Raw genomic sequence first — 26,220 nt, forward strand, 5'->3', positions numbered from 1 at the left:
ACATTCCGAACCTCTTCAATTGAGTTCCGTTCCTAACAAACACAGCAAAGGTCATCGCGAACGGTGGGTTTCTTAGTGCCGACTCTACTTCAAAGGTGTCGCAACGAAATTGCGTTCGTTTCGCAACGAACAAACGGTAATTCAGCGTCCAGCTTCGGTGGCACAACGAATGCTGAATGTCACGGCGCATCAACACTTTTGTAACGCGGCGCTCGCCGAGTTCGTGCCGGGCCCTTTCGAGGTCGTTATCGTGAAGATTGCTTTGATCAGTGAACATGCTTCACCGCTTGCACTGGCAGGCGGCGTAGATAGTGGCGGTCAAAACATCTATGTTGCCAGTATTGCCCGGCAATTAGTGCGCCGCGGTCATCAAGTCGATGTTTTTACGCGCCGGGACAGGTCCTTGTTACCGCTCATTTCTCGCTACGACGGCGCGCGCGTGATCAATGTTCCGGCGGGCCCGCCAACGCAGTTACCAAAGGAGCAACTGCTTCCATATATGGATGAATTCGCGGACTACATGCTTCATTTTTGCCGCGAAGAAGGTGCGCCGTATGATGTTCTGCACGCCAACTTCTTTATGTCGGGGCTTGTTGGCCTGCGGTTGAAGGCAGCGCTCGGCACGCCGCTCGTCACGACCTTCCATGCGTTAGGGCGCGTTCGACGGCAACATCAAGGCTCCGACGATGGCTTTCCGGATGACCGCTTCGATATAGAAGAGTCGCTGGTGCGGCACTCGGACTCGGTGATCGCGGAATGCCCGCAAGATATCGACGATCTGACGACGCTTTACGGGGCCGATCCAACGCGCCTCGACCTTGTACCGTGCGGTGTGGACAGCGAAGAGTTCTACCCGATGGATCGCGGCGCCGCGCGCGACGCGCTGGGCTGGCCGCGGGACCGGTTCATCGCGTTGCAACTTGGTCGAATGGTGCCGCGCAAAGGGATCGAGACGGTTGTGCGCGCCGTCGCGCTTTGCAACCGGACTTTCAGCGAGAACGTAGACCTCTACGTGGTTGGCGGCAATTCCGACGATCCGAATGCGCTCGCTACGCCTGAAATCGGCAGGCTGAGTGAAATCGCGCGGGAATCAGGCGTGGAAGATCGCGTCACCTTCCTCGGGCGACGCGGTCGCGCAAAGCTGCGTCTTTACTACAGCGCGGCCGATGTGTTCGTGACAACGCCGTGGTACGAGCCGTTCGGCATCACGCCGCTTGAGGCGATGGCATGCGAGACGCCTGTGATCGGCGCTGACGTCGGCGGCATTCGCTACTCGGTGGCTGACCGCGAGAGCGGCCTGCTGGTGCCGCCAAAGGACCCCGCGGCGGTCGCGCAGTGCCTCACGATGCTCAAACGCGATTCGGACTATGCCACGCGGCTCGGCGCTGCGGGCCTGGCCCGTGTGCGCGAGATGTTCACGTGGAGCGGCGTAGCCGGCGCGCTCGCCGATGTCTACGCGCGCGTCGCGGGGGTCGAATCGTCCGCGGCTTTGCGCGTCGCCGATGGGACGCGAGCGTGAGCGGCGCAACTCCAGCGGTCTTCCTGGACAAGGACGGCACGTTGCTCGACGACGTCCCATACAACGTCGACCCGGCTGCCATGAGGCTCGCGCACGGCGCGCGGAAGGCTCTCGGCGTGTTGGGCCGGCTCGGCGCTCCGCTTTTCGTCATCAGTAATCAGAGCGGCGTTGCGCTCGGCCGGTTCGCGCCTTCAGCGCTCGTCGCGGTAGAGCGGCGCTTGCGCGACCTGGTCGAGGAAGCTGGCGCCATGCTGACTGGCGTTTATTGGTGTCCGCATCATCCGAGTGGCAACGTGGCGCCCTATGACCGAGGGTGCAACTGCCGCAAGCCCGCGCCTGGCATGCTGCTGCAGGCCGCGCGAGAGCACGGTTTGGATCTTGCCGAAAGCTGGTTCGTCGGCGATATTCTCGACGACGTCGAAGCAGGCCGGCGCGCAGGTTGCAAAACAGTCCTAATCGATAACGGCAACGAGACGGTGTGGCATCGCACACCACTGCGCGAGCCGCATGTCATTGCTGCGGATCTGCATGAAGCAGCGCTTGCCGTATGTCACGGGTGGAATGCGACGGCAACGAATCACGAGACCACGCGATGAAACCGGTCGCCCTCGCAGTAACGCGCGCGCATGCGCGGCCAGATACGGGACTCGACGCCAACTGGGGCACCGAGGTGACGCGTATTCTGTGCATCCGGCTCGACAATCTTGGCGACGTACTGATGAGCACGCCGGCACTGCACGCGCTGCGCAGCGCCGTTCCGGGACGAAGCATCACACTGCTGGCGTCGAGTGCGGGCGCGGCAGCGGCGGCCTTTGTCGACGTCATCGACGAGGTGATCGAATACGATGCGCCGTGGATGAAACACGACGCTCCGCCCGACCCGGCCGCCGATCTTGCAATGTGCGAACGTCTGAGAGCGGAGCGTTTCGATGCCGCTGTAATTTTCACCGTCTACAGCCAGAATCCTTTGCCCGCCGCGATGCTTTGCCATCTCGCCGGCATTCCCCGCCGTCTTGCGCACTGTCGCGAGAACCCGTATTCGCTGCTGACCAGTTGGGTCGCCGAAACGGAGCCGGAGCACGGCACTCGTCACGAAGTGGAGCGGCAACTAGCGCTTGTCGCGCGGGTCGGCGCGCACGCACTGGATACGACCATGCGGTTCGCCGTGCCGCCTGCTAGCACGATCAGCCTCGCCGCTAAGCTCCATCGCCACGGCGTTGATACGCGAGCGCCCTATTTCATCGTCCATCCTGGCGCGACAGCGGCGTCTCGCCGCTATCCGGCCGCCCGCTTCGCGGACGTCAGCGCCCGGCTTGCCGAGCGATCGCGCTGGCCGGTGCTGGTAACCGGCGGACTTGGCGAAGCGCCCATTACCGCGTTGGTCGCCGCGTCGCACCCGCTCGCAATCGACATGGCGGGCGCGCTCGAACTCGGTGAACTCGCGGCGCTAATTCGCGATGCACGCGTGCTGATCTCGAACAACAGCGGACCCGTGCACATCGCCTCGGCTTTGCGCACGCCGGTTGTCGATCTGTACGCGCTAACGAACCCGCAGCATGGACCATGGATGACGCCGCACCGCGTCCTATCCCATGACGTGCCCTGCCGCTGGTGCTACCGAAGCCTGTGTCCGGAGGGGCACCATCAATGTCTCGAAGGCGTGAGCGTCGATGAAGTCGTAGACGCCGTTCAGCAGTTACTCGACTCACCGCCGGAGACTACTCGCGACGCGCCGCTTGCCACGTCCTGAGTCGCGTTCTCGCCATCCGTCAACAAGAGGTCATGTCATGTACACACTAGGAATCAATGCGGTCTACCACGACAGCGCGGCAGCGCTCATGAAAGACGGCGTCGTGATTGCAGCGGCGGAGGACGAGCGGTTTACCCATGTGAAGCACGCGAAGCGGCCCGTGCCGTTCTCGACCTGGCAGCTTCCGTTCGATGCCATCGACTACTGTCTCAGGGAGGCTGGGATCGAACTCGCGGATCTCGATCACGTCGCTTACTCCTACGACCCCTCGCTGCTTTCCGCGATGCCGGCGGGATCTCGAGAAACCATCGAGTTGCCGCTGGAACCGGGCAAGAAGCCATCGGCGAATCCATCGGAATCACCGTGGGACCCGCTATTTCTGAGCTACATTATGAATGCGCGCGCGCAATTGATCGACGGCGCGCCGCATCATTTGCGCAAGCGCTTTGTGAGCGGCGGCCGTGCGCCGCGCTTTGCCTGGCATTACGTCGACCACCATTTGTCCCATGAGGCCAGCGCGTTCCTCGCCTCCCCATTCGAGGACACCGCCGTGTTGACGCTGGACGGTCGTGGCGAAGGTGTCACGACGAGCCTCGGCCAATTCGTGAATGGCGTGTACAAGCGGCTAAAACAGGTTGAGCTGCCCCACTCGCTTGGCCTGCTGTACGAGGAAGTCACTAACTACCTTGGGTTCCTGCATTCGTCGGACGAGTACAAAGTCATGGCGCTCGCTTCGTATGGCCGCCCCGCGTATCGCGACGAGTTCCGCGAGATCGTGAAGTACCGTCGCGACGGCAGCTATACGGTCGAAGCACCGCGTCTGGCCGAACGCTTCGGGCCGCGGCGCGAGCGCGGCGGCCCGCTCGAACAGCGGCACTTCGATATCGCGCATTCGCTTCAGGCAGTGCTCGAAGAAACGGTGCTAGAACTCGCCGCATGGCTGCATGCGCAGACCGGCCTCAAGTTTATTGCGATGGCCGGTGGCGTGGCGCTCAACTGTGTCATGAATGCGCGGCTCCGCGATCTCGGCCCCTTCGACGAAGTGTGGGTGCAACCTGCCGCGGGCGATGCAGGAACCGCGCTCGGCGCCGCATTGTGGGTCGACTATAAGGAACGTGCAATGCAGGGTTCTTCGCCCAGTGCGCCTCGCCAATGGGTGATGGATCATGCCTATCTCGGACCGAGCTTTAGCGACGAGGAGATTGAGCGATTGCTCGAGTGGACAGGCGTCGCCTATCGGCGGCTCGATGATATCGCGGGCGAGACCGCCGACCTTCTCGCGCAGAATCAGGTGATTGGCTGGTATCAGGGTCGCAGCGAGTTCGGCCCGCGTGCGCTCGGCGCGCGTTCGATTCTCGCCTCACCGCTCGATCCTGGCATGCAAGCACGCCTCAATGAAATCAAGGACCGCGAGGACTTCCGTCCAGTAGCGCCGGTCGTGATGGAAGAGCAGGCAAGCGATTGGTTCGTAAATGCCCGTGTTGCGCCGTTCATGCTGTTTATCTTCGATGTGAAGCCGGGCAAAGAGGACCGCATCCCGGCTGTACGTCACGTCGATGGGACGGCGCGAGTGCAGACGATCAACCGCGCACAGCATGCGCTCTATTACGACCTGATCGACGCGTTCCGCGCGCGGACCGGCGTGCCGGTACTAGTCAATACATCGTTCAACACCCGCGGAGAACCGATGGTGAATTCGCCGCGCGATGCACTTGAGTCGTTCTGGACGTCACCGCTCGATGCGCTCGTGATTGGCCCGTTCCTTGTCAAAAAGAATGGAGCGGCGCGATGAATTCAGCGAGCCTTCCGTTCGAAGAAATTGGGTCGCCCATGGCGTCCGTGCGCGAACCACATGACGCGCATGGCGCGGATGAACTGGAGGTGTCAGTGGTCGTGCCAACTTATCGTCGCCCGGCGATGCTCGAACGCTGCCTCAATGCAATCCTTACACAACGCTTCGATCCACACCGCTTCGAAATCATCGTATGCGACGACGGTCCCGATGACGACACACGCGCGACCGTCGACAAGCTCGCCAGGATGCACGATGTGCGGCTGCGCTACGTGCCCGTGAGCGCAACCCAAGGCCCCGCCGCTGCGCGTAACGCAGGATGGCGCGCGGCGCACGCGCCATACATCGCCTTCACCGACGACGACACCGAGCCCGATCCGAAGTGGCTCGCGGCTGGCGTCGCGCGGTTGCGCGAAGGTGCGGCGGCGGTGTCCGGGCGCATTGTCGTACCGCTGCCCGCGCGGCCGACAGACTACGAACGCGATGCGGCGGGTCTGGCGAGCGCGGAGTTCGCCACGGCCAACACGTTCGTAAAGCGCAGCGCACTGGTTCACGTAGATGGCTTCGACGAACGCTTCACCGCGGCGTGGCGGGAGGACTCTGATCTCCAGTTCGCGCTCCTCGATGCAGGTTTGACGCTAGCCCGCGCCGAGGACGCCATCGTGCGCCACCCGGTGAGACCCGCTCGATGGGGCGTCAGCCTGTCGCAACAACGAAAAAGCCAATTCGATGCGCTTCTCTACAAGAAGTATCCGCAGCGTTACCGTGAACGCGTTCGACACCACGCGCCATGGCTCTATTATGCGATTGTCGCGGCAGCTGTCGTGGTTGCCGCCTCGCTGGCGGCCCAACGGCCAGTTGCCGCGACTTGCGCCGGCCTGCTATGGCTCGTCATGACCTTATGGTTTTGCGCAAAGCGTCTCGGCAACACCGCGCGCACACCCGAGCATGTCGCAGAAATGGCCTATACGTCAGCCATTATTCCCGTTCTATCGATTTACTGGCGGATCTACGGCGCGTTCAAATTTCGGGTGTTCTTCCTATGATGACCCCGCCCCCTCAAGTGAAGCGCATCGTGGTCTTTCGCGCACTCCAGCTTGGCGACATGCTGTGCGCGGTGCCCGCATTGCGCGCACTGCGCGCGGCATTTCCCAACGCGGAAATTGCTCTGATCGGGCTGCCGTGGGCGGCAAGCTTCGTTACGCGGTATTCGCATTTGATCGATGAACTCATCGTGTTCCCGGGCGCCGTGGGATTCCCCGAGCAGGCCGAAACCGATGCGAATCTAGCGACATTCGCAAAAGCGGTGCAGGACCGCCATTTCGACCTAGCGATCCAGTTGCACGGCAGCGGCGGCGTCGCCAACGATATCGTGGCTTTATTCGGCGCGCCGTATAAAGCAGGCTTCCTGAAACCCGCCGAAGCCGAGCGTGCCGGTGTGTTTATCCCGTGGCCCGACGACCAGCCCGAACCGCTGCGCTACCTTGCGCTGATGAAAGCGCTCGGCATCACGTCGGAAGACGCGAGTCTTGAGATTCCGCTAACGGCAACCGATCAGGCACGGTGCGACGTTCTGCAGAGAACCTCGAAGTTGTGTCCTGAGCGTCTTGTACTCCTACATCCCGGCGCGCAGCTTGCGTCTCGGCGGTGGCCGGCGCAGCGCTTTGCCGCCGTCGCAGCGGCTCTCGCAGCGGACGGTTGGCAAATCGGCATCACCGGAAGTGCGGATGAATCCGCGTTGTCGGCGATCGTCGGCGCCTCGATCAGCGACGCGATCGATCTATGCGGACGTACGTCGCTCGGCGCGCTCGCGGCGCTTGTCGGGCGGGCGCGGCTCATCGTGTGCAACGACACGGGTCTCTCGCACGTGGCAGCCGCGATGCGCACGCCGAGCGTCGTCGTCGCTTCGGGCAGCGATACGCACCGCTGGGCGCCGCTCGATACCGCACGCCATGTCGTGCTCGCCGACTATCCGGCGTGCCGTCCGTGCGACTTCCGCGAGTGTCCATACGGGCACCCCTGCGCGTTAAATATCAGCATAGACGCCGTTCTATCGCATGCGCGAGCGCAACTCGCCGCTTTTCAACCCATTCAGGGGACCTGTCATGCCGATATCCAGTGAACGACGTCTGCGTGTTCTGACCTGGCATGTACACGGCAACTACCTTTATTACCTGACTCAGGCGCATCACAATTTCTATCTCGTGACAAAGCCGGGTCACCCTCCGGGTTATGCCGGGGCAGTCGGCCAGTTGCCGTGGGGCGAAAATGTCCACGAGGTCTCGTATGAGCAGGTGCGAACCGAGACGTTCGACGTCATCCTGTTTCAGCACAAATCGCATTGGGACGACGACCGCCTCAACCTGCTGACCGATGCGCAGCGCCGGTTGCCGCGTGTGTATATCGAGCATGATCCGCCGCAGGAGAACGCGTTCGGACAACGTCACTGGGCAGAGGATTCGAACACGCTCCTCGTTCACGTCACCCATTTCAATCGCCTGATGTGGGACAACGGAGCGACTCCCACACGCGTGATCGAGCATGGCGTGCTGGTGCCGGACGGCGTGCGGTACAGCGGTGAAATAGAGCGCGGCATCGTCGTGATTAATCACTTGCGGCAGCGCGGCCGGCGCCTCGGCAGCGATGTCTTCGCGGAGGTACGCACGCGTGTGCCGCTCGATCTGGTCGGCATGGACGCGCAGTCCGCTGGCGGCATCGGCGAGGTCGGAAATCTCGACTTAGCTGCTTTAAGTGCTCGCTATCGCTTCTTCTTCAACCCGATTCGCTGGACGAGTCTCGGTCTCGCGATCGTGGAAGCCATGACGATCGGCATGCCGATCGTCGGGCTCGCAACGACCGAGCTGGCAACGGTCATTCGCAGCGGAGAAAGCGGCGTAGTCGATACGAACGTCGAGACGCTCGTCGCCGCGATGCAGGAGCTGCTGCGCCATCCAGCCGAGGCGCGGCGTCTTGGCGAAGGCGCGCGGCGCGTCGCGCTCGAACGTTTCCATATAGACCGTTTCGTTCGCGACTGGGACGAAACGCTGCGCCACGTCGCCACATAGCCGATTGCACAACGGAGCGAAGGACATGAAGGAAACATTCCGAAAACGAATTCTCGTGACAGGTGGCGCCGGCTTTCTCGGCTCTCACTTATGCGAACGCCTGGTGACGCTCGGCCACGACGTTCTATGCGTGGACAATTTCTACACGGGTACGAAGGACAATATCGCGCATCTGCTCGACAGCGCCAACTTCGAGCTGATGCGCCATGACGTCACGTTTCCTCTCTATGTCGAGGTCGACGAGATCTATAACCTCGCTTGTCCCGCGTCGCCCATTCACTATCAGCATGATCCGGTGCAAACGACGAAGACGAGCGTACACGGCGCAATCAATATGCTGGGTCTCGCCAAACGAGTAAAGGCTCGTATTTTTCAAGCCTCAACCAGCGAGGTTTATGGCGATGCGCGCATTCATCCGCAAACCGAGGATTACTGGGGTCACGTCAATCCAATCGGTCCGCGCTCGTGCTACGACGAGGGCAAGCGGTGCGCCGAAACGCTGTTCATGGACTATCGGCGGCAACATGGCTTGTCGGTCAAGATCGCCAGAATCTTCAACACGTACGGCCCTCGAATGCATCCGGCAGACGGTCGCGTCGTGTCCAATTTTATGATGCAGGCGCTCGCGAACGAGTCCATCACGCTCTACGGCGACGGCACGCAGACTCGCTCGTTCTGTTATGTGGAAGACATGATCGACGCATTTATTCGCTTGATGAACACCGACGAAGACGTGACGGGTCCCATCAACCTCGGCAATCCCGAGGAGCTGTCGATGGCTGATATTGCGCGCAAAGTCGTCGCGCTGACGGGTTCCGCTTCCGGGATCGTCTATAAGCCGCTACCCGTCGACGATCCTTGGCATCGGCAACCCGACATCTCGCAGGCGCGTCGCTTGCTGGGGTGGGAACCAATCACATCGCTCGACGACGGATTGGCACACACCGCGCGGTACTTCCGCCAAATCATGCGAGAGAGCGCGGAGCGTCACCAATCGTCCGGGACGTCCCTTGCTTCACTACTGAAATAAGATGGATACCCATCGAAAAGTCGACCATTCCGATATCCGAACTCTCGACCATCGTTTGCAGCACTCGCTCAAGCGTGTATTCGGCCTGGACAGCTTGCGCCCCGGACAAGCTAGCGTAATCGAAAGCGTTCTTGACGGACACGACACGCTTGCCGTCATGCCTACAGGAGCGGGCAAGTCGCTTTGTTATCAGCTTCCAGCGATACATCTGGCCGGCATGACCGTTGTGGTCTCGCCGCTCATTTCGTTGATGAAGGATCAATCGGACAAGCTGAGAGACGCCGGTGTCGCGACCGTCGTGCTGAACAGTTCCCTCGGCGCCGCCGACGAGCGCGAGGCCGTGCACGCAATCGAATCCGGCACGGCGCGCATTCTCTTTGTGACGCCCGAACGGCTTGCCAATACCGAGTTCGTCGGTATGCTGGCTAAGCCGGACATGCCGGCAATTCCGCTGATCGTGGTCGATGAGGCTCACTGCATCACACAATGGGGACACGACTTCCGTCCTGCCTTCATTGAAATCATTCACGCTATCAAAGCGCTTGGGCGCCCGCCAGTACTCGCGCTGACCGCCACGGCGACGCCCTCAGTCGTCATCGATATCTTGCGCGAACTGGACATGCGCGATCCGAACATCATCAACACGGGCGTGTATCGCGAGAATTTGCTGTTCTCTGTCGAGCAGATCACCAATCAACGTGCGAAGCGTGCGCGCGTGGTCGAACTGGCGCGTTCGCTGGATGGCTCGGGCATCGTGTATTGCGCGACGATCGCCGAATGCGAGGCCGTGCACGCAGCGCTGATAGAAGCGGGGGAATTGGCGGGACGCTATCACGGACGTCTTGCGCGCGCCGAACGCGCCACCATGCAAGACGCGTTCATGGAAAATTGCGTGCGCGTCATGGTTGCGACCAATGCGTTCGGCATGGGCATCGACAAGCCGGATATCCGCTTCGTAATTCACCATCAAATGCCGGGAAGTCTCGAAGCCTATTATCAAGAAGCAGGCCGCGCGGGTCGCGACGGCGGCGATGCGCGCTGCGTTCTGCTGTTCGAATTGAAGGACAAGCAGGTTCAGCAGTTTTTTCGAAGCGGCCGCTATCCGGGGGTCGATACGATTCTGCAGATCGCGGACGCCTTACGCGCGCTCTCGGAAAAAAGCGAGACCGGCACGATTGCTAGGCCTGCGGAAGCTTTGCGCGAGGCGGTATCGAACGTCGGCGCGAACCGGCTGCGCATTGCGCTTGCATTGCTCGAAGAGATCGGCGTCGTGCGCCGAATGCGGCGAGGCGCGCTGAAAGTAGTCGACCGGGCCGATAGGGCCGCGTTGATCGAAGGCGCGGCACAGCGATACCGAGCAATGGCAGAACACGATCGTGCCGTGCTGGAAAGGATGATCGCATATGCGCAGAGCGGGCAATGCCGTTGGCGCGCATTGCTGGATTACTTCGCGACGAGCTTCGATGATGCCGGCGTGCTCACGCGCAAACAGACTTCGCCAGTTCGTCCGGTACTCGATGACGAGCTGGCCGGCGGTGTCTGTTGCCGCTGCGACAACTGCGTGAATCCGCCCGCAATTCAGGGAAGCGCGCGTGAATGGCAGAATCCACGCATCCCAAAGTCACGGAAGAAAGTCATGGCTTTCGAGCAGGGTGACATAGTGGACGTGCGTCGCTATGGTGAAGGCACGGTAACAATGGTCTGCGGTGACCAGGTCGCCGTCGTGTTTCCGGATGGCGAAACCCGATCGTTTATTGCGCGTTATCTCCGACGCCTTCGGCAGGCGTCGTCATTGCAATCACAACGGCTCCCGGTAGCGGGGACTAAGTGATTAAACCGTCGCCGCAGACGGGAAGGGCGAGGGCCCGGCATTGATCCGCGCCGCCGAGTTTGGTTTCAGTTTGCATCTCGTTGCGAACATATAAGCACGGGGCGTCAATTCTGCGTCTGTCGCTGTCGCTGTCGCTGTCGATGCCGATGCTTTTTTTCTGCCAAAGCAAAGGTCGGCGCGCGCATCGATGTCGGGCGCGAACGCGTGCCCCAGTGCAACAAGCCGCGCGGATGAAAGGCGCACATGGTGCCGGCCGCAAAATCGATACCGATCCGGACCGTCGAGTCAAGAGGGAAGCCACGAAAAGCCGCGTGAGGTTCAATACGCGAAGCGCCTGAACGCTAAAAGCGCAAGGCGATCTCAGGGTCTCGAAGTGGCTTTGCGTTTGGACGGTAGTAGAACTGGCCCAAACTCGCTAGTCGGCATCGGCATCGGCATCGGCATCGGCATCGGGCGCAGTAACGTCCAAACTCCCCTCTCAGAGTTGCAACCCATCCAGCAGCTGCATGAGTATTTCTCGCGTAGGGACCTCGGTCGTGAGTGCCCGGATCCGATCTAACTCGAACCACCCGCACTGCTTTATCTCGTTCCGAGGCTCTGCGCAACACTGAGGTCCGATGTGGGCTGAGTAGACGTGGTGGCGCTTACTTAATCCGCCAAAAAGAAACAAGTAATGCATCGTACTGGCGAGTAGCCCTGTTTCCTCAAGCAGCTCGCGTTGCGCCGCGTCCTCCGGCGTCTCGTCTCGCCGCGCCGTATCATTCCGCCGGAGAGCGTCCAGAATGCTTGCTCGCGACGGACAAGCAGCACGCGCCCTCCGTGCAAGCAAACGACAGTAGCCCTCTGCTTCTTTGTCATCTGCGTGTTTAGAAGCGATGGATTGACCATGGGCAATACAGCCGATCCCGTCTATTGCGCACGCCACCCAGGTGGTGAATGGCGGTGCCCTGTTACACGGTCTCAAGTCAAGCGTCAAAGGTTATCGTCCAGCCAGCGCTTCGCCCAGGCGAGCCCATGCTCCGACGCCTCCAGAGCGCTGCCAAAAACGCCAAATTCCCTCGAGACGTATTCTTTTCCACCAGGTTCATCATCGCCGCGGGCTCGGATACTCGCGGTAACGCGGGATTGAAATCCTTGTGCGGCGCGTGATGCGTTATTGGGCATCCGTTTACCGGGGAGGCGGTAATGGCCACCGTTTGGTACGATCCAAGGATCGACAGCGCTGAGAAAAGAACTTGAACCGACACTACATAGCCTTGATGAAGCGATTTGCGCGGATCTGCGCCACGCTGGTGATTTGTCTCGTAGTGGCCGTGTTCATTGGATACACGGTCCATCTTCCGTTAGTTATTACGTTGAGCCCTACACTGCAGGGGATGTCGGTGCTTACCGCCGCCGGCATAGGATGTGTCGCGCTCGCCTTCATACTACCGACGGTAGCAGCCGTGGTCTCGTGCCGACTAGGTTTCACAGCCGCCGTCGCTGCACTTTTGTCACACGGTGTGTTCGGCCAAGATGCTTTGAGTCCCGCGCTCGCGCATGCCATTTTTCGTATGCCAGTGGCACTAAGCGGACACACCTCGATTGCTACGGCTATCGGAATCGTATTGCTCGCGTTGGCCCAACAGGAGAGGCTGAAATTGAGGCATCTAGTGGCGGACCTACTGGCGAGCGCAGTGCTGCTGCTCGCCAGTACCGCGCTGTTGGGGTACGCATATGGCGTAGCGGACCTCTATGCTCTTTTTCTTTTCAATACAATGGCAGCCCACACGGCTGCGGCACTTTTTGCGCTCGCGCTTGCCACTCACTTTGCCCAAGCGGACTCCGGTTGGGCTCGGATGGTCGCCTCGTCGCGGCCCGGCGGTGGGGCCACGCGTCGCCAGCTTGCCTTTACACTGCTGCCACCCCTGATAGCCGGTCTGCTTCTTGACCTCACAAGGGTCGGCAAGCTCGGAGAAGGCGTTGCAATGGCGCTGCTAGTCGTCGTCACGATCGCGCCGCTTATCGCGCTTATCTTGCACGATGGCAACACGCTCGATGCGCTTGACCTTGAGCGAGAATCAAAGGATCGGCTAAGAGAATCGACAGCAGAAGAACTAAATGCGCGGCTCGTGGCACAGGCTGTCGAACTAAGACATGAGCAAGCCGAGCGCGTGAAGGCGGAAGCGGCCATGTATGAAGCGCAACGCCTCGAAGCTGTCGGACAATTGACGGGCGGCATCGCGCACGACTTCAATAACGTCCTCATGGCGATATCCGGCAACCTGCATTTGACTCGCAGCCGGATCGACAATGAACATCCCGCTCGAATGTATATTGAAAAGGGAATCATTGCCGTGCAGTACGGCGCAAAGCTGGCTGGACAACTTCTGGCGTTTTCACGCACGCAGCGGCTGGATATCCGACCGGTCGAACTTGATGCAATTATCGAAAAGTCGCGTAATCTTATCGGCAACGCGTTGGGTCCCAGCATCGAGATCCGAGTGGAATTCCGCGCTTCAGATGCGTGGATTCTCGCAGATGCGGAGCAGCTGCACCTTGCAATTCTCAATCTTGCGCTGAACGCACGCGATGCTATGCCGCGAGGTGGCATTTTGGAAATTGCGAGCGCGGTAGGCGACGTAGGGACGGAAGATACGCACCGTCCGGGCTTCGGCGTGGTACGCGTGAGCGACACCGGCGTGGGAATGTCCACCGAAATTATCGAACACGCAATCGAGCCGTTCTTCACCACCAAGGAACGCGGAAAAGGGACCGGCCTCGGCCTTGCACAGGTGTACGGGGTTGTGAAGCAATGCGGGGGCGAACTTCGAATTATTAGCGCGCCGGGAGCTGGCAGCACCATTGAATTGCAGTTCCCGCTCACGACGGCCCGGGACGCTGCGCCCCAAGGTCACGGGCCCGCACCTTCCAACGGAGCCAAAGTTGTCACCCACATGGGACCGCTACTCGTAGTAGACGACGACGAGCATGTGCGAGTTGCACTTGCGGAAATGTTTCGAGTTGCCGGCTACGACGTAATCGAAGCGGAAGACGGGTCTACGGCATTAAGCGTGATGGACGAGATAGACCCCGCCCTTGCCGTCATAGATTTCATCATGCCGGGCCTCAACGGTGCGGAGGTGGCGCGACTTGCACGCGTGAAGTGCCCTACCTTGCCAATCATCTTTGTGAGCGGCTACGCGGATACATTAGCGCTTGATCAGATCGGCAATGCGAGTATCTTGAGAAAGCCCGTCGGCCCTGACGCGTTGTTAGGCGCCGTCGCGGATGCACTGCGAGCTGCAACGGCATCGTAGGAGCATGCAACGAGTGCTGCGCGCCCGACGTTACAGGATCGGCTTCGCAGACGCGGCGTTGCATCGCAGTCGCGCGCTCGCTTCGCATGCCGCAGACGCGCGCGAATTCTCAATGATGCGCGAGTACCTGCTCGTGAGCGCAACAGAGACGTAATTCACTCATTGAATTGCAGACCCGGCCGGCTCGTCCAACCGGATCCCGTCGAAAGATTTTCTGGGCCGGTTCCGCCGGGGCAAGATTTTCCGATTACGCATCGGGCTTGCAGTTTTACATGTTGTCACTGCATCCGCAAGCGACTCCGGAGCTTTGTCTGCGAAAAGAATTTTGTTGAAAATATCGGCAGGCGGCTTTCCCACGAGCCGATGGCTGGACGAGGCGTCCGCAGGTGGCCGGATGACAAAGCTTACTCGTGGCCGGGTCCGACCGAGAGGTCGCACTCGGTCACCCCATCGCGCGTGTCGTATTCCGCCTCAAGAACGAGACGTACGGTCACGCGCCCGCCTTTGAGCAAAAATTTCGAGCCGTTGCCGACCAAATTCCCCACGCTTGCTCGACGCGCACCGCGTCGCGGAGCTAGACCGGAGTTGTCGGCAGGTCGAATCCATGTCGATACCCGCGATTTCCGTGGCGTTTTGGGCCGCCTCGAAGGACTGCACGCACGCCGGTAAGACCGACAATGATCTATCCAACTCGGAGGACCGCGGTTTTTCTCCTGGTCGATGCAAGTTCGGTTTCGCTGGATGGTTTCGACTTCTCTCTTGCTCGTCCTTTTTGATCACAGTGCGGTAATGTCGACCAGCGAGGCTTATTGAGTAACGAAAATCTTAGTCGCGCGGGCGCGGAGCCTGAAAGGGAAAGGCCTCCGACTTTCGCTAACTGCCCAGAAGATACTTCACCTGGCCGCGAGCGCTGGGCCTCGCCGCCGTCTATTTGGTCGTCGAATTTGATGGGACGGGGTTTTTATCCTGTGTCGATGCCAGCTCGTTCTCACTGGTTAGATGTCGACTTTCGTCAGTTGCGTCTTCTTCTCTCTCTGCCGCACCCGATTCGACACCAAGTCTGAGCTTCGCTTGCTCCCAAAAGTCTTCCGCTCTGCCTTCTGGGCTACCTTCTCGTTCCCAAAGTTCGTATGCAAACCGACGGATCTTCTCTTCGATCTTTTCTTCTGACATTTTGGACCTCCGGTAGTAGCTGTTTGAAATGCGCAGGTCGCGCAATGGGTAGCTATGTGCTCGGGCCCGTTAAGCCTCAAGCTCTGCATTCGCTGCGAATCGAACCGACGCGCTTGCGCCTATCATCGCTTCGACCGAGGCGACAATGTCTGCGGCGACGGCATAATGAACCATGTGGCCCGCGTCGGGCACCACCGTCAGGCTGCTGTGCGGAAGGTCGTCGTGCAGACGTCGCGAATGTGCGTTCACGTCGACAACCTTGTCGCCCGCACCCGCAAAGATGTCGACCGGCAGCCGAAGCTCGCCATAGTGATGCCTCAGATGCGCTGCTGCGGGGATCATCAACGCGCCGTCCTGCGCCTCCGCCCGCAACTGTGACGGGCGCAAAACCATTTCATGTGGCACGGCATTGCCGAAATTGCGCGGCGTGGGCACAGGAGAAAACATCGTCTTAACCATTTGCTTAATGAGAGCCCTGCCCGTGATGGGAGAAATCGTGTACCGCATCGCGTCGCCGATCAGGGGCAAAGCGAGGGGCGCGCTCATGGCCGCGTCTAGACGGGGGGTCGGGTAGTAATAGCCCGACAGCAGCACGAGACCGCGGAGTTCATCGGGCGATCGGACCGCCATTTCTAGCGCGGCAAGGGTGCCCCACGAATGCCCCACCACCACGGGGTGCTCGACCTTTAGCTGAAGGAGCGCCTTTGTAAAAAGCTCCGCCTGCGCCGCCGCAGTCCAAACCTTCCTGTGCGAACGCGTGCTGTAGCCGAAGCCCGGCCGATCGAAAGCGATCACCCGGTGGCGCGCGGCAAGCCCCTCAATGAGCCCGCTTCCGTCGAAGTCCTGCAACAGCACGGCATTCCCATGCAACAGCACGACAGGCGGGCCTTCTCCGCGATCGAGGTAATGCAGACGCACACCATCAATCTCGAGAAACGCGCCGATAGGGGGATTTGCGCGCTCGGCTCGGCGCGCCTTCCTAACGTTCCAGACAGCGGCTGCGAGTGCGGCGCCCGCGACGACTGCAGTAATGCCTGCGATCACGGCGGGGCTGTTGGGTCCTTTCTTTAACGTGAGGGTCATTATTTTTTCCAAGGCGTGCCGCGGTAGATGATGGTCGCCGCAAGAGTGCGGGGTGACTTGGAAGGGCCGACGTGGCCGTCGCACCACAAAGCTGGTTTTAGGGAAGCAGTCGTACTAGCAACTCAACGCTTCGCTTGTTTCAAACCACGTCGTCGTCTTTAAGTTCCGTGCGGGGTCATAGTGGCAGTCCGACATTCCGTCACACCATCGTAACGAAGCCCACGGGCTTGACATTCATTCATTCGAGGCGTTACCGGGGTCATCTGCGCCTTTCTCAATATTGTCCTTCTGATCCCCGTAATCCTTTTGGTTTGCCCCGTTTGTGATTTGTACGTCCCCTTTTACTTTGCGGTCCTCGTCTCCTGTGACGCTCCCGATGATCGTATTCGTCCAGCCTTTCACCTGATCTTTGACGCCCTCTTTCTGATCTTCATTCATGACGATGCTCCTTGAAAATCTAATGGTCGCGCAATCCCCATACCCATCCGACAGGACTCGCGCGTCATGCGAGTCCCTGTGCGCACCCGTCGCCAAACGGGATCCCTCTCGCCGTCTAATTAAGTATTGCACCACGACGCCTTCGAGCATCGAATGGCAGCGCTTACGAACGACGCTCATTAGCGATTGTCGCTACCACAAGACGCCATGCAGTTCATGATTAATGGAGCAAGAAACAACGATAAGAGACGGAAGTGGCCGGACCCAGAACCTTTTCCAGCCGGACATGCTCTTCCACAGAGTCAGATAAAAAACCCCCTCTGCGAGAACTTCCGTCGATGCTGATTGCAGTGTCGTAACAGCTCGCTGACAATGATGGAGGCGCTAATACGCAGGTGTCTCAAAGCGCGGATCACATTGCGGCCCACAGGTCGGGCTTGCGGTCGTCAACCCGACACATTGCGACTGCGGCGCCGTTCATAATGGGCGCGCGCCCCATGGTTCGGCCGGCAAACTCCACCTGCCGCTTACCGCAGGCCGCCACAACGCGCCCCGAGGCCTCATCGTTGCAGAATAGGCGCAAAGGCCGCAACTCCACGATCTGAATACGATGGAAGACCTAGAATCGCTTTCCCTGGCACTGCCCGACGGCACTAAGGTCTCTGCGCTCCTCCGAGTGCCGGAAGACGCGCGAGTCCTGTATGTCTTTGCGCACGGTGCCGGGGCGGGCATGCAGCACGCCGGCATGTCGTCATTGGCCGACGCGCTTGCGGCGGCCAACGTCGCCACATTGCGCTACCAGTTTCCGTACATGGAGAGGGGCTCCAAGCGGGTGGACTCGCCGGCCGTGGCGCATGCTGCCGTGCAGGCAGCCGTCGCAGAGGCCCGCCGGCGGCTGCCAGCCCTGCCGCTCTTCGCAGGCGGCAGGTCGTTCGGCGGCCGCATGACGTCCCAAGCCCAAGCCATCTCCCCGCTCGACGGCGTGCGTGGCCTCGCTTTCGTCGCGTTCCCGCTGCACCCGGCGGGCGCGCCCGGCATAGAGCGGGCACAGCACTTGGCGGACGTCACGGTGCCGACTCTCTTCCTGCAGGGCACGCGCGACAAATTGGCCGAGCTTCCCCTGCTGAGGTCGGTCGTCGAGCCGCTGGGACCACGCGCCACGTTGCACGTGGTGGACGACGCAGATCATTCGTTCCACGTACGTGCGTCCTCCGGTCGGACCGACGCGGAGGTCGTGCTCGAGCTGGCACGGACGATGTCGGCATGGTTTTTCGCAACTTGACGGGCTGTCCTCAGTCCGGAATCGCCGAAAGCTGCAGGCGCGATCTCGGTAACCGGCCTTAACGCTTGGCGCCGAAGGCCGATGGCGCCTCCTGCACCCGAAACTCACTTTCTCGTTTTTTCAGCGAGTGGCCTAGCGAGTTGACTCCTTGAGTTCGCGGGCCTTCGCAGGCCGGCGCGCGTGGATGCGCTGCGCGTACGCACGCTGCTTTTCGATCGGAGCGGCGTCGAGTATCCACGTATGCGCACCGAGTTCCTTGAGGAACCGGACCTTCATATGGGTTTCGGTGAGCGTCGAGGGACTGTGTCGCGCTGGTGGCGTCGTCAGCCATTCGAGCACTCTCATCCCAGAAGTCCCATGCTGGGCGGAGAGGACAGAATCGGCATGAACCAACTGTGTTTTCGTGACTGTTGCCTTGATAAGGGCGAGCAGACCATGCTCAACATCCGACCAGATCGAACGGCCGAGGTCTCGCAGTTTCCGTTCGGCGGGTATCGGGATGCAACGCTCATACAGCCAGCAATGAAAGTGCTGGAGCAGCTCATGAAGGGTAAGGGATTCGATGGCATCCTGTCCCATCCACGCTTCCAGTCCTGCCCAGTGGCTCTGTCCGATCGACGTCATGCCGAGATATTCGCAGATCCAGACCTGATGCTCGTACAGCGTCTTATAGCGCTGATAAAGTGTGCGAAGGGACGCGAAAGTCGGGGTGGGCAGGCCGAGCCGCTCGTCAATGTGGCGCAGTAACTGGCGCGCCAGTGTGCCGACATGATCGAGGGTGCGGCCACTGGCCCGCAGAAAGACCAGTTGGATGGCAACGCGAGCAAGGCGATCGCGCCGAAAGCGCTCGTTGATTGCTTCAATGTCGCTGTCAGTCAACGCGAAGTGACGCTCCACGTCGAATTCCGATAGTCGAGCAGGCGATCCCGTCCCACATATCGAAATTCCAGGCCAGGCATCTCCGCCTCCCGTCAAGGTGGCGCGATTTTTGTGCCTTCGGACAAAAGTCGGAACCCCTTGGCAGTCCATAAATTAAGGTGCTCCAGAGAAACCCGCCAGAATTAGTACGAAAAGGACGAATACCCCGGCCGCGGGGGCCACTGCAAAGGCCCGGAAAGCAAAGAAAAATCCGGCCGAGAAGACGTCGGCGAGAAGAGCGCCCCGCAAGAGTGTAGCCGCGTGCGCTCCGCTGGCCAAGGTCAGTCCCGCGCCGAGGTAACAACCTAAGCCTAGCTGCAGGATGCACGGTGGACCAGCAATTCCCCGGTTCCACTGGCGCAGATCCCCGGCGTTTTATTGCGTCTGCGCTGCCTGATGTTCCGCAGCTTGCTGTTGAGCGTGCTGCTTCGCAAGGTGCCTGCCTACCATGCAGCCGCCGACCGCACCAACCACAGCGCGGTGCCCCGCGTAATGCCCGGCGACCCCTCCCACCGCCGCGCCCTTGAGGCAGCCTGCTGCGTTTGCCGTGCCTGCCGTTGCGAAGATCAGCGACGTTGCACTCGCGATGATCGGTATTGGGCTACTTTTCATTCGGAAACACTCTGAGGTCGATTATTCGGATGTGACGTCTTCCGTCATCGTTTCAATACCCGCCCCACTCGCGATGCTCGCGCAGCTCATGCTCACGCCATTCCTCGCGGCGCCGTTCACGTTCACGCCACTCACGACGTTGGCGCCATTCACGGGCTCGCCAGTCGTCGTTATCGCCGTCGTATGCGACTGCGACAGGTGTGGGAGCATATACGACGGAAGGCGGCGGTGCGTACACCGGCTGTGCAGGCGCGTACACGGCGCCGGGGATGCCCACTCCGATGGCAACGTCGACGTGCGCCGATGCTGCTGTTGATGCGGCTAGTACCGCCAGACCGAGCGCTGCACCGAGAATCTTTTTGTTCATTTCCGCTACCCCTTCGCACATTGAGTGCATTGTCATGATCACGGTTGGAGTGTAAGGAGCGATGCCGGACACATGTGAAACGGCGGTGCGAGATTGGTACCACCGGATTACTGGCGTCGGTGCCACGTGGGAGATGCGCTCCGTGCTCTCTAGCCCGACAGCTCGCCTGCAATGCGGTAGCGTGCGCCTCGGTTTTTATTCGGGGTCTCGCATATCCGCAATTGGTTGACGAAGGGTGCGCGACCAAGGTGCTTCATCCGATTGCGCTAGGTGCTTGCAACGACCGTCTGGCGTTTTGATCGGTCTGTGTGAGCGTTGAGCCCTCTGCAGGCTTTCATCGAGCTGCCGGCGCTCCGCTCCACCTCCGGGAAAGGCGGCTTGGTTATTTCACTTCGACGACCAAATAGAGTCTGATCTTTATCTTCCGGATAGACGGGCCGCAGGTAGATCTTCTGATTCGAAAATACCGAAACGCGCGAAAAGCGCCGCCGTTACCTGACTTCGCGCGCGTTTCCAGGGATGAGTGCCCTCTTTGCGAAGGCGTGTTGTAAGACGGGCCAGACCGAGGATCGGCCGTCAGATACGAAAAATAGGTCAAGGACCGCTACGACGTCGCTCGTTGCTCAAGGATCTTCATTTGCGTGCCGATAACTGTCGAGGAGGCCACGAAGGGGCCGGGCCGAAAGGACGAGCTACGGAAATGAGAAAGAGACGGTCAGCGAAACCGGCGGGGAAAACGCATATATTAGGGCGTCACCGCCTCACTTTTCTTTTGGCAAGCCTTACCGCTGCCCTCGCAGTAACAAGCGTGATGATCGCAAGCGCCGTTGACGAGCACAAGCGGGCGGATTGCGAGGTCGAAGGTGGTGCACTTATTCAGGAAAATATCCGCGCTCTCGAGGCGATCCACGCCGCAGCGAACACCGCGTTCCTTCGGGGACTTGGGATATCACGATTTTCCTCGTCAGCGTGGCCCGTATCCGGCGCGGGAGGCGCGAGCCGGCGCTATGCGCGGCTCGAGGAATTGCTTCGCGCTAGCCCGGAGGGCGCGCGCGCCGTCCAGATGTTGCGCGCCGATTCCGCGCAGTGGCAAGCCCAACTCGATGAGACGACAAGGCACACAGTACGTCGCGGGGACGAAATCGCCGTCCCGAGTAAAGAACTGGTTGCGGCAAATGACACGTTGCAGCGCATCACTGGCGCGCTCGCCGGCTTGAGGACAAGGCTGGAGGCGGAAACAGCAGCACGGTCCGCCGAGAGTCGCGACGAGTCTGCACGTCAAAGAATATTACTTTCCGCGCTGTGCGCTTTGACGTTCGGTCTGTTTTGCTGCGCTCTCATCGCGAACTATCGCACCACGTTGGCACGCGCAAAGGTGCGAATCATCGCCGAGCAGGCTGAAAGCCGGTTCCGCGATTACTTCGAGACTCACCCGCTAGCGATGCTCATTTATGACGTGGCGACGCTCGACATCTTGGCGGCGAACGAGGCGAGCGCTGGCCAGTACGGCTTTGACCGAGCGGCACTGGAGTCGATGCAAATCACCGCCATTCGCCCTCCGGATCATGTCGACTCGTTCCTCAGCGACCTATCGAAGTTCCATCTGGCCTCCGACGTAAGTGGCTCAGCTGGGCTGCGAGACCATCTGCGTAGAGACGGTTCCGTTCTTCCAGTCGAAGTGTCGTACCACTTTCTGGACTATAGCGGCAAGAAGGCGTGTTTCATCGTTGCGATAGATGTAAGCGAGCGCGAGCACGCGCAAGAAGCGCTGCGGACAGCGGAGCAGATGCTGAGAACCGTCATTGATACGGTTCCGGAGCGCATATTTTGGAAGGACGCGGACCTTCGCTATTTGGGTTGTAACCGCTCTTTCGCGGCCGATGTGGGAATGGACGACCCCGCGGACATCGTCGGGCTGACCGACGACTCGATGCCATGGAGGCACAGAGCCGCAGACATTAAGAGACAAGACCAAACCGTACTTAGCTCGGGCTCCGCGCTGCTTAACGTGGAATCGCTACTGCAAGTGCCTGCGCGCCCCGCCCGATGGCTCAAGTGTAATAAGCTTCCGCTTTATAACTCCAATGGCCGGTCTGCGGGTGTCCTCGGCACCTATGAAGACATAACAGCGTTGAAAGAGGCCGATTTGACGCTGCGCTTGCGCAGCCGAGCGCTTGATGCGATTGTCAATGCGGTAATAATTACACGCACCATGGCGGGTGCCCAACTGATCGAATATGCAAATCCCGCCTTCGAACGAATCACTGGCTACTCAATCGGTGAAGTCAGAGGACGAGACTGTAGATTTCTCCAAGGCAGTGACACGGAGCAGTCATCGGTCGATAAAATCCGCTCAGCCTTAGAAGAGAAGCGGGAAACTACGGCGCTCCTGCGAAATTATCGCAAAGACGGCACGCCGTTCTGGAATCAACTGTACGTTGCGCCCGTCCCCGACGAACGCGGGCGGATTACCCACCACATCAGTGTGATTAACGATGTCACGGAGTTGGTGCAGTCGCGAGACCTCTTGCACAAGCAGGCTAACTTCGATCCGCTGACAGCACTCGCCAATCGTAGCATGCTCAATGAGCACCTGCGTTCGGAGATTAGGATGGCCTCCGAGCACGGGACGCGCGTTGACCTTGTCTTTATCGATGTCGATCACTTTAAAGATATCAACGACAGTCTCGGACACAGGGCGGGCGACAGCCTTTTGCGTGAATTGGCACAACGTTTGACTCGCTGTGCGGGAGATTCGCACCTGGCGGCCAGGTACGGTGGGGACGAATTCATCGTGGTCGTGCAATCCCACCCGAAAAGTGGCGAGCTGAATAGCTTTCTCGAACGGCTGTCTGCGGAACTCGAAGTCCCAGTCATGCTCGACGACGTGGAATCGCAAGTTGAGGTGAGCGTTGGAATTGCTAGCTACCCCGGGGATGCGCACGACGCCAAGACGCTACTGATTCACGCGGATTTAGCTTTGTACGAAGCAAAAGCGACCGGACGGAACCAAATCCGGCTTTTCGACAGCACGTTATCACGCATCGCTGAAGCTAGAATCGACCTGTCGCGCAGGATGCGCCGCGCGGTGGAGAAGAATGAGTTCATGCTCGTCTACCAGCCGCAGGTCAGCCTTCATACTGGATGGGTCACTGGTGTTGAAGCATTGCTTCGCTGGAATGATCCGGAGTTGGGGCCGATCAGCCCAGGCACATTCATTCCAGCCGCAGAAGAGAATGGACTCATTGTCCGTATAGGGGCGTGGGTGCTGCGCGAGGCGTGCAAGCAGGCAAAAGCGTGGGAGGAAATATGCCCCGGTGTACGGATGTCAGTGAACGTGTCTCCTAAACAGTTCGGACGAGGAGATCTACCGACGCTTTTGGCAGACGCATTATCGAGTGCCCGCTTGAGTCCGACATCTGTCGAACTCGAAATAACCGAGGGAGCTTTGATGGAGTATCGAGCGGTCGATGTGCTCAACCGCATCCGCGCGGCCGGCGTGAGCATCGCGATCGACGATTTCGGAACCGGTTACTCAAGTCTGGCTTATATCCGGAATTTCCGTGCCGACCGGCTCAAGCTTGACATGTCCTTCGTTCGCGGCATCGGTGTTAATGCTGAGGACGAGGCGATTACGCGCGCTATATTGTCCTTGGGACACTCGCTAGAGTTTGAGATCGTCGCGGAAGGCGTCGAGTCATCCGAGCAACTTGCTTACCTGAAGCAATACGGTTGCGATGTCGTGCAAGGCTACATTTTTGCACGGCCGATGAGCGCCGCTGAGGTTCTCCCGTTCATCGTCGCTCGGAACTGCCAAACGGAGGCGGTCGAGTGAGAGATGGCATACCGCTAACGAACTACGTGCGGTCTGCGTGCGGCGGCTTGTCGAGTCGCAAGGCTTGGCACCGCCATTCTTGAAGCTTGGAACCGCCCATGGAAAATGCGCAGCCGCGGAAGCAGGGAGATGTGAGCGCTATCAGACGGAAGAAAGGATGCTGCGGACCGGGCGAATTACGACGTCTGATTTGGAAGCTATCGGCGAGCGAGCGCGCTGACTTGTCCGCAGTGTGTGGTGTTATCTGGAAGAGCGGTAAGAGCCTTCCAGTGCGCTATCGCCGGCGAGTCAAGTCGCCTAAAGGTCGTCACGAATGAGTCGTAAACAGGTCATCGCGGTGAATTCAACAATTGCGTGATGGTCTGGGCTCGTGTCGTGTCTCTTTTCCTCGTCTAATCCAGGCTCAGCCGGCCGCCGTGCGCTGCGGCGAACGCTGCCCGGATGCACGCATCAAGACCGCGGGTATCCGGAGAATATGCTCGCAAGCACAAAAACCAGTGAGGTACGCCCAACTTCGAGTGGACATGCTCGCGCTGCGGAATCAAGGACGTAAGAAGATGCTAATGAAGACGCAATTGAAAGCCATGCGACGAAGGATGGGCTCGGATGCCACGCTTCTGCGCGGCGCCGGCTTTGCGAGGCGCGCATACGGTTTGCGATGTGTTGGTCTCGCCATGGGGTGCATCCTCGTGCAGACGGTTTTGTGGGCACAAGACGCTTCGTTGGCCGCGCGGCTATTCGCGGCTTCATATTGTCTCGCATGGCCGCATTTGGGGTACTTCCTCGCCCGCAGCAGCGTATGTCCGGGGGCGGCTGAGCGGCGCAACATCTATGTCGACAACTTCATCGGCGCAATGGTCGTCGTCGCCATGAAATTTGCCTGGCTACCGTCCGCGCTCGTCCTGCTTATGTTCATGATGAACAACGTTGCGGCTGGCGGCGCGCGTCTATTGGGGCGCGGCGTGGCGGTCTGTCTATTAGGCTTTGGCGCGGGCGCACTGTGTTTCGGGCTAGCGCTCGACTGGAGCAGTCTTTCGTCGAGTACGATCGCCAGTGCGCCGATGCTCATCGTCTATCCGCTGTCTTTAGGCATCGTTACGCATCGCACATCGCTTAAGCTCGCGGAGCGTTCAAGGGAACTCAAACGCATGAGCGAGCACGACAGCCTGACAGGGCTGCTCAACCGTGCCACGCTGATCCGCCGCTTGAGGGAGCGTCTGCAGGGTGCCGACCGCCGGTCGCGCGTCAGTGTGCTGTTCATCGATATGGACGGCTTCAAGACGGTCAACGACTCGCTTGGCCATCAATGCGGCGACAATCTCTTGATCGAAGTTGCAGCACGGCTTGCTGCAAAGATGGAAAGCAGCGAAGACATCGGACGCTATGGCGGCGACGAGTTTGTCATCGTGTCGGCGCGCACTGCGCTGGAAGATGTCATCGTGCTTGCCGGCATCGTGGTCGAAGCGGTCAGCCATCCCGTCGTGCTTAATGGCTCAAGCGTCTTGCCGCGGCTGAGCGTGGGCATCAGTACAAGCTTGGACGAGGGAAGCGACGCACAGAACCTCCTTATTCAAGCCGATTCGGCGATGTACCAAGCCAAGCGTGACGGGCACAACCTTATCGTACTGCATCAGGACACGTGCGCTAGCGAAATTTGATTGGTCAGCAGCCGAGCGACGTCCCGTCCCCCTAGGCATCGACCGATTAGTGCCGAAATTGACATCGCGACCGCGACCTTGCCTCTTGGGATTGTGGCTGAGCTGGAGCGGCAATAGGACAGTGAGATCGCCTGCGGGATACGCGCTCCCGCTTGCGCGGCAGGTGATTGCAAGCGCAATCTTACTGATGAATTTTAGATTGCAGTCGTTCGACCTCACGATCGGACACAGGACTCGCTTTGTTGGCCCGAGCCCCCCCGCACGAAGTGGTCCACCTGCCGTAACGCGGGGAGAAAGCGATATCGGTAGCGCGCGGCGTTTTTCGCGGACGGCCGGCTCCGGTCGTGAACGTTCAGCGAGAAGATCGCGATCAACCCATCGGCGTCTATGATCGTGAATCGATCTCCTCCCCAAAAAAGCGGCGACCGTCGGCCGCCGCACAGTTCCAATGCTCTTTTGGCCGCCTGCTTCGTGGAGAGAGGCTGGCCGTTCCACTGAGATACTGCCAACTCTGCCGCGACGTAACTATGACGTACCGTCCAGCTTTTGATGCCCGGCATCGGGGTTT

19 protein-coding genes and 1 pseudogene are annotated in these 26,220 nt (G+C 60.0%); 13 read left to right on the forward strand and 7 right to left on the reverse strand.

Annotated features, from left to right (window positions below; genetic code table 11):
• Positions 1 to 250 precede the first annotated feature (250 nt).
• The 9 genes from AC3D25_RS01775 to AC3D25_RS01815 are packed head-to-tail and all read left to right on the forward strand — an operon-like array spanning position 251 to position 10,987.
• Positions 251 to 1,519: a glycosyltransferase family 4 protein gene (locus AC3D25_RS01775; RefSeq protein WP_488886987.1), complete on the forward strand. Its 1,269-nt coding sequence runs from the start codon at positions 251 to 253 to the stop codon at positions 1,517 to 1,519.
• Positions 1,516 to 2,115: a D-glycero-alpha-D-manno-heptose-1,7-bisphosphate 7-phosphatase gene (locus AC3D25_RS01780; RefSeq protein ID WP_488886787.1), complete on the forward strand. Its 600-nt coding sequence runs from the start codon at positions 1,516 to 1,518 to the stop codon at positions 2,113 to 2,115. The genes AC3D25_RS01775 and AC3D25_RS01780 overlap by 4 nt, the downstream gene beginning before the upstream one ends.
• On the forward strand, positions 2,112 to 3,269 hold the full coding sequence (locus AC3D25_RS01785) for a glycosyltransferase family 9 protein (protein WP_488886788.1): 1,158 nt from the start codon (positions 2,112 to 2,114) through the stop codon (positions 3,267 to 3,269). The genes AC3D25_RS01780 and AC3D25_RS01785 overlap by 4 nt, the downstream gene beginning before the upstream one ends.
• 37 nt (positions 3,270 to 3,306) lie before the next feature.
• Positions 3,307 to 5,061 carry a carbamoyltransferase family protein gene (locus AC3D25_RS01790; RefSeq protein WP_488886789.1) on the forward strand — a complete coding sequence of 585 codons (1,755 nt, stop codon included), beginning with the start codon at positions 3,307 to 3,309 and terminating at the stop codon, positions 5,059 to 5,061.
• Positions 5,062 to 5,099: 38 nt separating this feature from the next.
• On the forward strand, positions 5,100 to 6,107 hold the full coding sequence (locus AC3D25_RS01795; RefSeq protein WP_488886790.1) for a glycosyltransferase family 2 protein: 1,008 nt from the start codon (positions 5,100 to 5,102) through the stop codon (positions 6,105 to 6,107).
• Positions 6,107 to 7,183 carry a glycosyltransferase family 9 protein gene (locus AC3D25_RS01800; protein ID WP_488886988.1) on the forward strand — a complete coding sequence of 359 codons (1,077 nt, stop codon included), beginning with the start codon at positions 6,107 to 6,109 and terminating at the stop codon, positions 7,181 to 7,183. The genes AC3D25_RS01795 and AC3D25_RS01800 overlap by 1 nt, the downstream gene beginning before the upstream one ends.
• Positions 7,167 to 8,126, forward strand: coding sequence for a glycosyltransferase family 4 protein (locus AC3D25_RS01805; protein WP_488886791.1), 960 nt, complete (start codon positions 7,167 to 7,169; stop codon positions 8,124 to 8,126). Before AC3D25_RS01800 ends, AC3D25_RS01805 begins: the two co-directional genes overlap by 17 nt.
• 25 nt (positions 8,127 to 8,151) lie before the next feature.
• Entirely contained in the window at positions 8,152 to 9,156 is a 1,005-nt protein-coding gene (locus tag AC3D25_RS01810) for a UDP-glucuronic acid decarboxylase family protein (protein ID WP_488886792.1), read from the forward strand.
• A gap of 1 nt (position 9,157) precedes the next feature.
• On the forward strand, positions 9,158 to 10,987 hold the full coding sequence (locus tag AC3D25_RS01815) for a RecQ family ATP-dependent DNA helicase (protein WP_488886793.1): 1,830 nt from the start codon (positions 9,158 to 9,160) through the stop codon (positions 10,985 to 10,987).
• 478 nt (positions 10,988 to 11,465) lie between these two features.
• On the opposite strand, the gene AC3D25_RS01820 is transcribed toward AC3D25_RS01815, so the two are convergent.
• The gene (locus tag AC3D25_RS01820) at positions 11,466 to 11,912 is read right to left on the reverse strand and encodes an NUDIX domain-containing protein (protein WP_488886989.1); all 447 of its coding nucleotides are present in this window, start codon (positions 11,910 to 11,912) and stop codon (positions 11,466 to 11,468) included.
• A gap of 751 nt (positions 11,913 to 12,663) precedes the next feature.
• Here AC3D25_RS01820 and AC3D25_RS01825 point away from each other — a divergent pair.
• Positions 12,664 to 14,286, forward strand: a complete 1,623-nt coding sequence (locus AC3D25_RS01825) for an ATP-binding protein (protein ID WP_488886794.1) — start codon at positions 12,664 to 12,666, stop codon at positions 14,284 to 14,286.
• Between the two features lie 927 nt (positions 14,287 to 15,213).
• On the opposite strand, the gene AC3D25_RS01830 is transcribed toward AC3D25_RS01825, so the two are convergent.
• From AC3D25_RS01830 to AC3D25_RS01840, 3 genes are all read right to left on the reverse strand, one after another.
• Positions 15,214 to 15,459 carry a DUF2934 domain-containing protein gene (locus AC3D25_RS01830; RefSeq protein ID WP_488886795.1) on the reverse strand — a complete coding sequence of 82 codons (246 nt, stop codon included), beginning with the start codon at positions 15,457 to 15,459 and terminating at the stop codon, positions 15,214 to 15,216.
• Positions 15,460 to 15,528: 69 nt separating this feature from the next.
• Positions 15,529 to 16,542: an alpha/beta fold hydrolase gene (locus AC3D25_RS01835; protein WP_488886796.1), complete on the reverse strand. Its 1,014-nt coding sequence runs from the start codon at positions 16,540 to 16,542 to the stop codon at positions 15,529 to 15,531.
• Positions 16,543 to 16,776: 234 nt separating this feature from the next.
• Positions 16,777 to 16,980, reverse strand: a complete 204-nt coding sequence (locus AC3D25_RS01840; protein ID WP_488886797.1) for a CsbD family protein — start codon at positions 16,978 to 16,980, stop codon at positions 16,777 to 16,779.
• Between the two features lie 610 nt (positions 16,981 to 17,590).
• Here AC3D25_RS01840 and AC3D25_RS01845 point away from each other — a divergent pair.
• Entirely contained in the window at positions 17,591 to 18,262 is a 672-nt protein-coding gene (locus AC3D25_RS01845) for an alpha/beta hydrolase family protein (protein ID WP_488886798.1), read from the forward strand.
• 135 nt (positions 18,263 to 18,397) lie between these two features.
• Here the strand turns inward: AC3D25_RS01845 and AC3D25_RS01850 are convergent.
• The 3 genes and pseudogenes from AC3D25_RS01850 to AC3D25_RS01860 form a co-directional block, all read right to left on the reverse strand.
• Positions 18,398 to 19,221, reverse strand: a pseudogene (locus AC3D25_RS01850) (DUF4158 domain-containing protein); the annotation flags it as partial.
• Between the two features lie 334 nt (positions 19,222 to 19,555).
• Positions 19,556 to 19,792 carry a hypothetical protein gene (locus AC3D25_RS01855; protein ID WP_488886799.1) on the reverse strand — a complete coding sequence of 79 codons (237 nt, stop codon included), beginning with the start codon at positions 19,790 to 19,792 and terminating at the stop codon, positions 19,556 to 19,558.
• Positions 19,793 to 19,844: 52 nt separating this feature from the next.
• A complete protein-coding gene (locus tag AC3D25_RS01860; RefSeq protein WP_488886800.1) occupies positions 19,845 to 20,159 on the reverse strand; it encodes a hypothetical protein in 315 nt (104 codons plus the stop codon).
• An 811-nt stretch (positions 20,160 to 20,970) separates the two neighbouring features.
• Here AC3D25_RS01860 and AC3D25_RS01865 point away from each other — a divergent pair.
• Together AC3D25_RS01865 and AC3D25_RS01870 are read left to right on the forward strand one after the other, a co-directional pair.
• Positions 20,971 to 23,994 (forward strand): sensor domain-containing protein, encoded by a 3,024-nt coding sequence (locus tag AC3D25_RS01865; protein ID WP_488886801.1) that lies wholly within the window; start codon positions 20,971 to 20,973, stop codon positions 23,992 to 23,994.
• A gap of 563 nt (positions 23,995 to 24,557) precedes the next feature.
• Positions 24,558 to 25,652: a diguanylate cyclase domain-containing protein gene (locus AC3D25_RS01870; protein ID WP_488886802.1), complete on the forward strand. Its 1,095-nt coding sequence runs from the start codon at positions 24,558 to 24,560 to the stop codon at positions 25,650 to 25,652.
• The last annotated feature ends 568 nt before the right edge of the window (positions 25,653 to 26,220 follow it).

The sequence above is a fragment of the Caballeronia sp. SL1002 genome (genome assembly GCF_057814995.1).